Annotated in this window: 10 protein-coding genes; all 10 read right to left on the reverse strand. The window is 39.3% G+C overall.

Annotated elements, in window-relative coordinates; all coding sequences use genetic code 11:
• Positions 1–6: 6 nt before the first annotated feature.
• The 10 genes from gltB to folP all read right to left on the reverse strand — a co-directional run bounded on the left by gltB (position 7) and on the right by folP (position 13,238).
• Positions 7–4,548 carry a glutamate synthase large subunit gene (gltB, locus tag BIV20_RS09615; RefSeq protein WP_075720459.1) on the reverse strand — a complete coding sequence of 1,514 codons (4,542 nt, stop codon included), beginning with the start codon at positions 4,546–4,548 and terminating at the stop codon, positions 7–9.
• 278 nt (positions 4,549–4,826) lie between these two features.
• On the reverse strand, positions 4,827–5,732 hold the full coding sequence (locus BIV20_RS09620) for a CPBP family intramembrane glutamic endopeptidase (RefSeq protein ID WP_075720461.1): 906 nt from the start codon (positions 5,730–5,732) through the stop codon (positions 4,827–4,829).
• Positions 5,733–5,758: 26 nt separating this feature from the next.
• Positions 5,759–6,508: a hypothetical protein gene (locus BIV20_RS09625; RefSeq protein WP_075720463.1), complete on the reverse strand. Its 750-nt coding sequence runs from the start codon at positions 6,506–6,508 to the stop codon at positions 5,759–5,761.
• A gap of 163 nt (positions 6,509–6,671) precedes the next feature.
• Positions 6,672–7,322 (reverse strand): HAD-IA family hydrolase, encoded by a 651-nt coding sequence (locus tag BIV20_RS09630; protein ID WP_075720465.1) that lies wholly within the window; start codon positions 7,320–7,322, stop codon positions 6,672–6,674.
• Positions 7,323–7,345: 23 nt separating this feature from the next.
• The gene (locus BIV20_RS09635) at positions 7,346–8,851 is read right to left on the reverse strand and encodes an ATP-binding protein (RefSeq protein WP_075720467.1); all 1,506 of its coding nucleotides are present in this window, start codon (positions 8,849–8,851) and stop codon (positions 7,346–7,348) included.
• On the reverse strand, positions 8,848–10,173 hold the full coding sequence (locus tag BIV20_RS09640; RefSeq protein ID WP_075720581.1) for a vWA domain-containing protein: 1,326 nt from the start codon (positions 10,171–10,173) through the stop codon (positions 8,848–8,850). Before BIV20_RS09640 ends, BIV20_RS09635 begins: the two co-directional genes overlap by 4 nt.
• Before the next feature lie 25 nt (positions 10,174–10,198).
• The gene (locus BIV20_RS09645; protein WP_075720469.1) at positions 10,199–11,128 is read right to left on the reverse strand and encodes a leucine-rich repeat protein; all 930 of its coding nucleotides are present in this window, start codon (positions 11,126–11,128) and stop codon (positions 10,199–10,201) included.
• 10 nt (positions 11,129–11,138) lie between these two features.
• Positions 11,139–11,492 carry a hypothetical protein gene (locus BIV20_RS09650; protein WP_075720471.1) on the reverse strand — a complete coding sequence of 118 codons (354 nt, stop codon included), beginning with the start codon at positions 11,490–11,492 and terminating at the stop codon, positions 11,139–11,141.
• 103 nt (positions 11,493–11,595) lie between these two features.
• Positions 11,596–12,426 carry a 2-amino-4-hydroxy-6-hydroxymethyldihydropteridine diphosphokinase gene (folK, locus tag BIV20_RS09655; protein WP_242939813.1) on the reverse strand — a complete coding sequence of 277 codons (831 nt, stop codon included), beginning with the start codon at positions 12,424–12,426 and terminating at the stop codon, positions 11,596–11,598.
• On the reverse strand, positions 12,426–13,238 hold the full coding sequence (gene folP / locus BIV20_RS09660) for a dihydropteroate synthase (RefSeq protein ID WP_075720475.1): 813 nt from the start codon (positions 13,236–13,238) through the stop codon (positions 12,426–12,428). Before folP ends, folK begins: the two co-directional genes overlap by 1 nt.
• Between the last annotated feature and the right edge of the window lie 8 nt (positions 13,239–13,246).

The raw sequence follows: 13,246 nt of genomic DNA on the forward strand, positions 1-13,246 counted from the left end.
CCCTCCTTAATTCTTTGTATTTGCGTAAAACGCTTCAATCTGTGCCTGTTCAGAGCTTAATCCCTTTTCTTCCATCTGAACAATTGCCATCATCATTCTGTTGTAATCGTAAGGAACGATTTTCTTAAACTTCGGCAGATATTCACTGAAGTTGTCCAAAATCTCTTTTCCCTTCACGGAATTTGTCAAAGATACATGTTCCTTAATCATATCTTTTAATTCCATAACATCATATTTCGATGTAATTTCCTCAGAGAATACCATCTCTTTATTAATTCTGGTATACAGGTCATTATCTTCATCCAGCACATATGCGATACCACCGCTCATACCTGCTGCGAAGTTCTTTCCGGTTTTTCCAAGAACAACGACACGTCCACCTGTCATATATTCACAACCATGATCACCAACACCTTCTACGACTGCATTGGCACCAGAGTTACGAACACAGAAACGTTCTCCTGCTACACCATTGATAAATGCTTTACCACTGGTTGCTCCATACATTGCAACGTTACCAATGATAATATTTTCATCCTGCTTATATGTTACTCCTGTTGGCGGATATACTACCAGCTTACCACCGGAAAGTCCTTTTCCGAAGTAGTCATTACTGTCTCCTACCAGTTCCAGAGTCAATCCCTTTGGAATGAATGCTCCAAAACTCTGTCCACCTGCTCCTGTACATTTTACGATAAAGGTATCTTCTTCTAATGTATCATCATATCTCTTCGTAATCTCTGAACCGAAAATAGTACCAAAGGAACGGTCTGTATTGGTTACTTCCACATCAATACTTCTCTTCTGTCCACTTTCTAACGCTGGCTTTAACTGCTTCATCAGTACAGTTTCATCCTTTGTCTTCTCCAGTTCAAAATCATATACCTGTCTTGGATCAAAGGTTACTTTTTCCTTTGGTCCTGCAAATGGATTATTGATGATTCTGGATAAATCCAGTTCTTTTTCTCTTTCATTCAGGTCATCGCGTACCTTTAACAAGTCGCCTCTTCCTACCAGTTCATCTACGGTACGAACGCCAAGTCTTGCCATGTATTCTCTCAAATCCTGCGCAATGAACTTCATAAAGTTAATAACGTATTCCGGCTTTCCGCTGAAACGTTTTCTTAACTCCGGATTCTGAGTTGCAATACCTGCCGGACAGGTATCCAGATTACATACACGCATCATAACACATCCCAGTGTTACCAATGGAGCGGTTGCAAATCCGAACTCTTCTGCTCCCAGCATTGCTGCTACTGCTACATCACGTCCGGTCATGAGCTTACCATCTGTTTCAATTCTTACCTTATTACGAAGTCCATTCATAATTAAGGTCTGATGTGTCTCAGAAAGGCCTAACTCCCATGGAAGTCCTGCATTATGGATGGAACTGCTTGGTGCTGCACCGGTTCCTCCGTCATATCCGGAAATCAATACAACCTGTGCTCCTGCTTTTGCAACACCTGCTGCTACCGTACCTACTCCAGCCTCAGATACCAGTTTTACTGAAATTCTTGCATCCTTATTGGAGTTTTTCAAATCGTAGATTAACTGCTCCAAGTCTTCGATGGAATAAATATCATGGTGTGGCGGCGGTGAAATCAATGACACACCCGGAGTAGAAAGTCTGGTCTTTGCAATCCACGGATATACTTTCTTTCCTGGAAGATGTCCACCTTCACCTGGTTTTGCTCCCTGTGCCATCTTAATCTGGATTTCTTTTGCACTTACCAGATAACGGCTGGTTACACCAAATCGTCCGGAAGCTACCTGTTTGATAGCAGAACAACGATTCAATCCGTCTTTTCCAACAGTAAGACGTTCCGGGCTTTCTCCACCTTCACCACTATTTGACTTACCATGAAGTGTATTCATCGCAATTGCCAATGTCTCATGTGCTTCCTGAGAAATAGAACCGTAAGACATCGCGCCTGTTTTAAAACGTGTTACGATAGAATCTACACTTTCTACTTCTTCTAACGGAATTCCCTTTTTCGGGAAGTTAAAGTCTAACATACCACGGATATTTGCATTCTTCTCTTCTGCATTTACCGCATCTGTATACTGTTTGAACAGTTCATAATCTCCACGTCTGGTTGCTTCCTGCAACAGATGAATGGTCTTAGGATTATATAAATGACTGTCTGCACCACTTCTCATCTTGTGACGTCCGCGGCTTTCCAGTGTCAAGTCTGTCTCTAATCCAAGTGGGTCATATGCACTGGAATGTAATGCATTCACATCATTTTCAATATCTTTCATAGTAATTCCGCCAATACGACTTACTGTATCGGTGAAATATTTGTTAATTACATCAGAGTCAATTCCGATTGCCTCAAAAATCTTAGAACCCTGATAAGACTGGATAGTGGAAATACCCATCTTTGCTGCAATCTTTACAATTCCGTGAAGAATTGCATTGTTATAATCGGACACAGCTGCGTAATAATCCTTGTCCAACATATGCTCGTCTATCAGCTGTTTTACAGTATCCTGTGCCAGATACGGGTTAATAGCACAGGCTCCGTATCCTAACAATGTTGCAAAATGATGTACCTCTCTTGGTTCACCGGATTCCAGAATCATTGCTACTGCAGTTCTCTTCTTTGTCTTAATCAGATGCTGCTGTAATGCAGATACTGCTAATAAGGAAGGAATCGGTACATGGTTTTCATCCACACCACGGTCAGAAAGAATCAAAATGTTAGCTCCGTCACGGTATGCACGGTCTGCTTCTACATACAAATGCTCGATTGCTTTTTCCAGGCTGGTGTTTTTGTAATATATAATAGGAAGTTCTACTACTTTGAATCCTTCCACTTTCATATTCTTGATTTTCATCAGGTCTGTATTGGTCAAAATTGGATTGTTAACCTTTAATACCTGACAGTTGATTGCCTTTTCCTCTAATAAGTTACCGTCTTCTCCAATGTATACGGTAGTGGATGTTACCACTTCCTCACGAATAGAGTCGATTGGTGGGTTGGTTACCTGTGCAAACAACTGTTTAAAATAGTTAAATAATGGCTGATGGTCTCCTGCCAATGCTGCTAACGGTGTATCAATACCCATAGCTGCGGTACTTTCAGCACCATTCTGTGCCATCGGAAGAATCGCTTCCTTCAAAGATTCATAGGTATATCCAAAAGCCTTCTGCATTCTCTGACGTTCTTCTTTGGTATACTCCGGTACACGCTGATTTGGAATCTTTAAGTCTTCCAAATTAATTAGATTACGGTCTAACCATTCACCATAAGGCTGTCTACCTGCATATCTTTCTTTTAATTCATCATCATCAATGACTCTTCCCTGAACGGTATCTACCAAAAGCATTTTTCCCGGACGAAGACGTTCTTTTACTACAATCTTAGTTGGGTCGATATCTAACACTCCGACTTCGGAAGAAAGAATCAGGTAATCGTCATTGGTAATGTAATAACGGGAAGGACGTAATCCGTTACGGTCTAATACCGCACCCATTAAGTCACCATCACTAAATACGATAGAAGCCGGTCCATCCCATGGCTCCATCATAGTTGCATAATACTGATAGAAATCCTTCTTCTTCTGGCTCATGATACCATTGTTTGCCCATGGCTCCGGAATGGTAATCATAACTGCTAATGGAAGCTCCATACCACTCATTACTAAGAATTCCAAGGTGTTATCTAACATTGCAGAGTCAGAACCTTCGGTATTTACTACCGGAAGTACCTTCTGAAGTTCTCCCTCTAAATGTTCAGACTCCATGGTCTCCTCACGTGCTAACATCTTATCTGCATTACCGCGAATGGTATTAATCTCTCCGTTATGTACAATGAAACGGTTCGGATGTGCACGTTCCCAACTTGGATTCGTGTTAGTAGAGAATCTGGAATGTACTGTTGCAATTGCAGATACATAATCCTTATCCTGTAAATCTGCAAAGAACAGACGTAGCTGCTCTACTAAGAACATTCCTTTGTATACGATAGTTCTGCTGGATAAAGACACTACATAAGTATCATCATTAGACTGTTCAAATACACGGCGTGCCACATAGAGTTTACGGTCAAAATCCAGGCCTTTATTTACATTCGCCGGACGTTTTACAAATCCCTGCATAATATAAGGCATGCAATCTACTGCCTTCTGTCCCAACTGTGTTGGATCAATCGGTACTTCTCTCCAACCGAGGAACTCCATACCTTCCTTCTCTATGATAACTTCAAACATCTTCTTCGCCTGATTACGCTTCAATTCATCCTGTGGGAAGAAGAACATTCCGATACCATAATCTCTCTCTTCTCCGATTTCAATTCCTGCTTCCTTAGCAGCCTTACTGAAAAACTTATGAGAAATCTGTAACAGGATACCTACACCGTCTCCTGTCTTTCCCTCTGCATCCTTACCTGCTCTGTGTTTCAGGTTTTCAACAATCTTCAATGCATTTTCTACTGTTTCGTGGGTTTTGATACCTTTAATGTTTACAACAGCTCCAATACCACAGTTATCATGCTCAAACCGTGGGTCATACATACCTACTGCTGTTCTGTCCTTTTCCTGCATCTTCTCATCCTTTCTAAGCTATACGTTTTTCTGCTGTATACCCTATATATTGCTAAAATACTGTGTTGAAATAAATATACACCTATTTTTTCGTCTTGTAAACAACTTTTTTTGCTATATTGTCAGATAATTCGACTATTCAATATTTAACATCTTATTTTCTGTATTTTATATTATTTTTTTGCATCAAAATAGGCTGACAGAAACAATTTTAATTTGTTTTCAAAAAAACTTTTTAAAATTATTTTCTATCAGCCTTGTCAATTCTTTGATTTTTATTAAATTGTTTGGAAATTGTTTTCTACTTCTTTTGTACCATTCTTACTATATTTTCCAATAATGACCAGAAGTAATATTGTTATAACCACACAGATAACCGTTGACATAATAAAGCATGTCTTGCTGCTTTCCATCCACTTAAGTATTGGCGTTTCCATGCGTAATACAGACATAAGATTCGCACCAATATGCGCTATCACCGCTCCATACAAATGTCCTGACTTTTCTACGAACCACGACAACATGATTCCAAGAATCGTCGCATATATAAACTGGACAATATTCATATGCATCATACCGAAAATTAATGCTGTAAAGACGATTGCCATAATACGACTATTTCGATTCCGTTTCTTCTTCGCCTCCGTATCTTCCACCTGATACGGAATAAAAATATCACAGATTCTTCCATATAATACGCTTCGATAAAGCATCTCCTCTAAAATCGGTATTAATAGACACGAGCCTATCACTTCAAACAAAACTCCCCCGCCGAAGAATTGGCTTTCCACCTCCTGATACCCCTTAGACAGTTCCTCCAAAGCAGTCATTGCCATCAGATTATTTAAGGTAACTCCTGCCACTGCTCCTGTCAGGAACATCATAATTCCATCCCAAAGTTTTTCCTTTGTGGACTTCCCTTCAAATATCTCTGAAAGATGTTGTTGACATGCAGTAGGCTCCAACCTGTCCTTACGATAAAAATAAAAAACAAATGGAATAGTTACTGCTGTTGCTATTGTCTGCAACGCCATATACTGCTCTTTAGGATCTACTCCCATTTTCATTGCAATGGCGGTACAAATATTCATTGCAATGGTAATTACTACAAAATAAACTAACATTGGGTACACCACACCCGCTGCGGAGAATAAGCCTCCGTACATTGTGTTTTTCTGATTCATATTGTCTCCTTCTTCTTGTCCTTTTGTTATGCATAAAATGCCACGTCTTCACCTTTTTTCAGTACCTGAAGTCCACTGGTCTCATCCTCAATCTGCTGCTGAATCTGTTTTAGTTTGTTATACTGGGCAAGGGCGCGCATAATACGGTTCTGATCTTCCGGTGAAAACATTCCGATTGCCTTTGACAAACTATCAAGATTATCCAGATTCACCTTTAAATATCCTCCATCCGATAATTGTATCGTAAGTACATTATCAGGATTCGTCATATCCCCCAAACATAAGGAATTACTGTCCATATCTCCTACAAAGGTCACACCATTATATTCAATGATACCATTTTCATCAGCCAATGTAGAATACGGCATTTTACCACGATTTCCCACAATCTTTTGAATGGCCTCTTCAGAAACAAAATCATTTACGGAATTCTCCATATCTATGTTTTCTTCCTCTTCCTGCTCCGACGAAAACATACTTTCATTCAAACGTTGAAAGCGCATGCTCTGCAATACACCGCCACGCATGACATTTTGTTCAAATTCTTCATTAACATTTCTACATAAGGCAGCTGTTTCCGCTTTTTTCTTCTGTTGCTCTTTTGCTTCCTCTTCTCGTTCCTTTAAGTCCTCTTTATAAGCCTCCAGTGCATTATCTACTTTGCTTAACAGCTTGTCCCATTCTTCATTGGAGAATTCTCCGATTGTCTTACCCTTGGTTTCTCCAAAATCTGTACTAAATACGCTTCTTCCAGAATTTAACTTATCTAATAACATAATTTTCCTCCCACATCTTAAAGCAATATGCAGCCGCAAATTGACTTCTTGTTAATTGTATCATATAACCTGATAACACGCAAAAGGCACTTATATCTCTCCATAGAAATAAGTGCCATCCGTAGCTATTGTTTATATCGGTAATTTATGGAAAATCTTTACATTATTGTTCCAAGTACTCCACTACTTCCTCCAACGTCTCGCAAATATACGCTCCTGCCTCCCGCATGGTATCCATATCATGTTCAAAACCATAAGTAATTCCAATACAATCAATTCCAACTTCTTTTGCACCTTGCGCATCATATCTGGTATCTCCAATTAACAATACTTCTTCCTTATTCTCAACACCAAAACGTTTCAATGCATCTGTCAGAACCGCTGACTTTGTTCCTGCCTTTCCGTCGGACACTGCGCCGGCAATCACTTCAAAATACTGGTCAATCCCAAAATGTTTCATCAAAATCGGGCAAAACTTCTGAGGTTTAGAGGATGCTACTCCAATCCGATAACCTTTTTCAGACAAAAGTTCCAATGTTTCTTTCACATCCGGATAAAGTTCACACTCCCATACCCCAATATCATCATATCTTTCCCTATAATATGCAACTGCCTTCCAGGCATCTTCTTCCGAAAATCCATACTCACGCTGAAAAGAATCAGCAAGAGGCGGACCAATAAAACGTCTTATTTTTTTCTGGTCGTTCTCTTCAATTCCAAATTTTTCAAGGGCATATCTTACGCATTTTGAGATTCCCTCTTCTGTATTCAACAATGTTCCATCTAAATCAAATAGTATCACTTTCTTTTTCATGTCTTTCTCCTCATACTAGTCTTCTACTGCATACGTTCCAACAGTTTTTTTCTTTTATCATCAAAGAGCAGTTCCTTATTATACTGATAATAACGCTCGCAGTCTGTTTCCTGTAAAAATGCTACGCTATTGGCATTGGAATTCAATTCCGTAATAAACATTACCATCTCTTGACTATTGCCAAAAGCACCTTCCATAAAGTCAAAGGCATATTCTAACTTTTCTTCCGCTTCTTGCTGTTTTTTCTCATACTGCTCATTTTCTTGTTCAAACATTTCCTTTGCCTTGCAAAAACACTCACTTGCACCTTCTATGGATAGCAACTTCATTTCCTGCAGTATCTTTTCCAACATCCGAATTACCTGACGATACCGGTAATCCTCTTCTCTTGTCAACAATTCTGCTGTTTTCTTCCTCTTGTATTCCACAGATGCCTTCTGGCAAATGTTAAAAAACAACTGCTGACCATCCAACCCTTCTGTTATATTTTCCGTCACTTCCTTATATTCCAACAAGTAGGACTGTAACAATTCCATATAAGATTCTTTTCGTACCGCATTGCTGACTGCCTCATTTACTTTAGATAAAATCAGACCTACTACACTTAATTTTTCATCGAAGGAAGCATGAGATATCTTTTTCAACAGCACTTCGTCCAGTTTTCCCTGAAAAATCTCTTCTAGCTGATAATCTGTCTGGTATTTATAATAAAGTTCCAGATAATTAGCAAAGTCTTTTGCAATCTTCGGAAACTGAATATACTGTTCCACCACTTCCCGGTCTACGCATTTTTCCAGTTTTTCATAAACCTGAATGATATTAGACAAATCTTCCCATCCACGGGGGGTTGCAAAATGCATGCCATCTACCGTATTTTCCATCTGATAAAAATTTTGTTTTCTGGTATTTAAATAAGAAATCACTGCTCCATGCAGCTGGTGCTCATAAGCATATTCTTTCCATACACTAAAGTCTGCTTCTACCTCAATTTTCTTCACACGGTCCATGGTTACTACGTCAAATTCCCGCACAGACTTGTTGTATTCCGGCGGATTTCCAGCCGCTACAATCACCCACCCCTCCGGAATCTTGTGATTTCCAAAGGATTTACACTGTAAAAACTGTAACATAGCAGGTGCCAGAGTTTCCGATACGCAGTTAATTTCATCAATAAAAAGGATTCCTTCTTTTAATCCGGTCTCCTCCATTTTTTCATAAATGGAACCTACAATTTCACTCATAGTATACTCTGTAACAGCATACTCTTTGTCTCCAAACTGCTTTTTTGAAATAAAAGGAAGTCCTATTGCGCTCTGTCTGGTGTGGTGTGTAATCGTATACGCCACCAACCCGATACCACACTCCTTGGATATCTGTTCCATAATCTGTGTTTTTCCGATTCCGGGCGAACCTAATAAAAATACCGGTCGCTGGCGAATGGACGGTATCTGATAATTTCCGAATTCATCTTTTAACAAGTAAGCGGAAATAGTATTTTTAATTTCTTCCTTCGTTCGTTTTATATTCATGTTCTACTTGCCTCCACCGTATTTCCAATGTCTTCTTCACCTAATATCAACTTAATTGCCCAAGCCGGTACATCTACATCCAGATAGTCTTCTTTAAAAAACACAAATGCCACATCATATAATGGCTTCTTTAAGGGAAATGTTCCATATCCATCCGTAAAATAAATCAATCCACGCAGCTTCTGAAAAGCTTTTTCTGTCAGCAAGCGATTTACATATTCAAATGCCGGACGAAAATCCGTACCACCCATGCCTTTCACTTCGAACTGTTCCATATAGTCCCGCAACTGTTGCGCTTTCTCAATCACCACATCTGACTGCACCCGCTCATCACACTGAATTATATGAATCCGAAAACGACGGTAAAAAGATTCTGCCTGACTTAAAATACTATAGGTTTCTTCCAAAAATTTCTGTACCAGCTCTGTCTTACATGACATTGAGGTATCAATCACAATTACAAAATCTTCGATTTTCTTGACCTCTTTTGTCTCCTGCGGCTCAATCAATGGCATGTTTCCATACATCTCCATGCCGTAATTATAAAAAATATAGTCAAAGCTGTCCATATCTACCTGCATTTCTTCTTTTAAAACACAGAATTTTTTTAAGAAAGTCCGATAATCGTATCGTTCCCGATTTTCTACTTTCAACTGTTCCACCAGGCTTTTAGAGTCCTCCGCTGCTTCCTTGGAAAAAGTTTCAAGCTCCGTTTCCATCTTATCCCGAATATCCTTCCACTGGTTCTGCTGTTCCATTGGAGCATTAGGTGCATTTTCCTGTCTTTGCCACAAATCATGTTCATCCACCAGAAACTCCAGCATCAACCTTGCCTGCGCTCTGGGATCCATGGAATTTTTCTCTAATACATGGAACACTGCCTCTGCATTAATGACCGGCATCTGCTCCAGCAAATTATTGTACACCAACTTACGATAGGGATTAGAATGGTTTCTCAGACAACGATAATACAAATTATCCATAATGTATTCCACTGTAATATCACAAGCAAGATTCCATAAATCTTCCTTTTCTTTCTCTACCGGATGCCAAAGATGACCAAAAAGACAATGTAACACACTATGTAGATAACAACGATTTGTTTTCTGGCTACTCTCCTTGTACTGTTCTATCAAATATTCCGGATTAAAATAATATCCTACTCCGTCTGTTGCAGTACGCTCCCGTTCCATAGTAGACTGCAAAGAAAAGGTATTCAACGCCACATCCAGAAAACGCATATTCAGATATAATTCATTTTTCGTATCTCGTAAAATTTCCTGACAAATATTTACTTTTTCCAGTAACTGCTCTTCAAACATAGTAACCTCTTCTACTACACACTTTTTATAGGGAAAATTTCTTCTTTTTTTCTTGAAATCTGCCATGTTGAATATCCATCAACATACTTACTGCTTCCGTCTGTTCCTGGTCCATTGCCGCCTTCACAAAAACTTCCACCTGTTCCTTTGTAACAGCAAATTCTTCTGCCATCCAGCGAACTTTTTCCTTTTCTTCCTTTTCTAGTAACACACTTGCCGCCTGTTCCAAATGTTGTAGCAAAAATTCCCGATAACACTTTTCTACTTTTTCTTCCAATTCAATCGGATACATAAGCCTTGCTATTGAAATCTCTATTCCACTAATTAAATCAACATTATATTTTCCACTTTCAAACAATTTATCATATTCTCGAAAAATCACCTTCGTATCACGAAAAGCATTTCGATACTGAATCCCCATTCCATGAGTAACCGTATTGATAATCCTTGCAGGTGTATTCTCTTCTGCTTCTTCAAAGAATTCCGGATAAATCAATTCATACTGACAAACTTCTCCCCGATATACCTTTACCTGTACTGCCTGTTTTAAGTCCGAAAGAATTTCCCGAAGGCATGACTTTTCTTCCGGTACTTCTTGCATTCTCAAATAAGAAAGCCTTTCGCAACCGGTAAACGCTCCAGCTCCCATAAATGCAATATTACTATAAAAAAACAATTTCTGAAACTGGGTACAATTATAGAAAATATATCTGCCCAACCTTTTTATCGTTTCCGGCAAATGCAATTCCTGCAAATCTTCTCCACAAATACAGGACAGCCCACTGTTATTTTCCGGCTCACTGTCTATCTCTCTTGCAAAAGCATAATCAGCAAGCTCTGTTACGGGCTGTCCTTCTATCTGTTCCGGTATTCGTACACAGCCATTTCTTCCATAGCAACGTAGAATCCGAATTCCATATTCTGTTTTTTCATATGCAAATTTCTGATGTTCCATTTCTAATTACCTATTCTCTTCCATACGCCATAGCCATCTGATGTTTCCTCATCCTGCTTTCCTGTGCTTTTTTTTGATATGCAAGCTGCTCTTGACGTTCTTCTATAGAAACATTGCGTCCCTTCATCATTTCCATCTGCGTCAACAATGAGGAATAGGTATGAGTTCTATCTGCTTCCTTCGAAACACATTCTTCTGAAATTACCGAAGTCTGCTTTTTCTGCGTAGACGCATAATGCTCTACCTGTTTTTCCGCTTCTTGATAATTCCCCTGCTGCATTCTTCCTTTTTCCACACGAAACACTCGTATTTCTTTTTCACGATGCTTCTCTACAGGACTTACGATAAAATAGAATTCTCTCATACCTATTCCTCCTTCCCTGGATGGAATCTGTATTATTAGTTCCTCTTATCTATTTTATCGGTTAATTTTATATTTTACTTTAGTATTTTCTGTTAATTTCTTTCTATTGAACTAATTCTTCTAACAGTTTTTTCACCGTTTTTCCTAAAATCGGATGACGATACCATGGTGCTAATTCTGCTAAAGGTTCCAGAACAAATTTACGATTCTGCATATCAGCATGTGGGATGGTAAGCTTCGGAGTATCCAAAACCAAATCATCATAAAAAATAATATCCATATCCAATGTTCGTGGTCCCCAGTGAATGTTACGTTCCCGTTTAGCCTCTGCCTCTATTTCATTTAGCTTATTTAATAATTCTAACGGACGAAATAATGTTCTTACCTGAAGCATTCCATTCAAAAAATCCGGCTGATCCGTGACACCATAAGGTGCTGTTACAATCAGTTCCGATTCCTTTTCCACCACACAGTCCTCGCACGCTTTTAACGCTTCTATGCCCTTGCTAATATACTCTCCCCGGTCTCCCAGATTAGAACCGGTTGCAATAAAAGCCTGATGCCATCCTCTGCTGATTTCCACTGATACGGATTCCAATGGAAGTCCAATCGGCGCCCATGGTTTTTGAATCTCCAAATCAATCCACTTAAGATGTTCAAACTGCAATAGTAACGCCTTTGCAAGCTGTTCCGCCACAGTCTCAATCAATTGAAAGGTATGTTCCATCATATATTTCGTGATAAAATGAGATACCTCACCATAGTGAATAGATTTCGTCAAATCATCTGTTCTTCCCGCTTCTCTGGTACTTGTATAAAGCACTGCATTCACTAGAAATTTCTGTCCAAGCTTGTTTTCTTCCGGAAATACACCATGTTTTCCGAAAACCTCAAGATTCTTGATATGAATCTTGTCCCATGCTTCCTTTTCCACTATCTCCATCCCTCCCGGATTGCTTCTGCCATCTGAATTGCCCGTTTGTTTTCCTTTACGTCATGTACTCTTACAAAAGAATATTTCTTCATTACTGCTAACACTGTTGTTACAAGAGTTCCTTCTACGCGTTCTGTTACCGGAAGGTCCAGTGTCAATCCTATTACAGACTTTCTGGATGTTCCAAGCAACAACGGGTAGCCCAATTCGTCCAATTCTTCTAACTTATAAATTGTCTCCAGATTATGTTCATAAGTCTTTCCGAATCCCACTCCGGGATCTAACATAATCTTCTCATCTGCAATACCTGCCTTTTTGGCTAAAGCAATCGTCTCACGCAAATCCTGCTTCATATCCTCTATAAAGTTCTGATAATCATGGTTATCACGATTGTGCATCAAACAACATGCTACACCAGACTTTGCAATAACATCTGCTATTTTTTCATCATACTTAAGTCCCCAGATATCGTTCACCAAATCAGCTCCTGCATCTACTGCTGCCTGCGCCACCTTAGCCTTATATGTATCAATGGATATAGGTATATCAAATTCAGATTTAATTATTTCTATTATCGGTGCAGTACGCTCAATTTCTTCCTCTTCCGTTATCTGCACATGCCCCGGTCTGGTAGACTCTCCACCAATATCAATAATATCAGCTCCTTCTTCCATCATCTGCTCTGTATGCGCCAAAGCCGCATCTAAATGATTGAACTTTCCTCCATCAGAAAAGGAGTCTGGAGTTACGTTTAATATTCCCATAATATAAGTGTGTTTGTCTGTCTCAAAGTTCCTGTTTCCAATCTTCATTTTCTGTC

Source organism: Roseburia sp. 499, from assembly GCF_001940225.2.
In the GTDB taxonomy this organism is placed as follows: domain Bacteria; phylum Bacillota; class Clostridia; order Lachnospirales; family Lachnospiraceae; genus Petralouisia.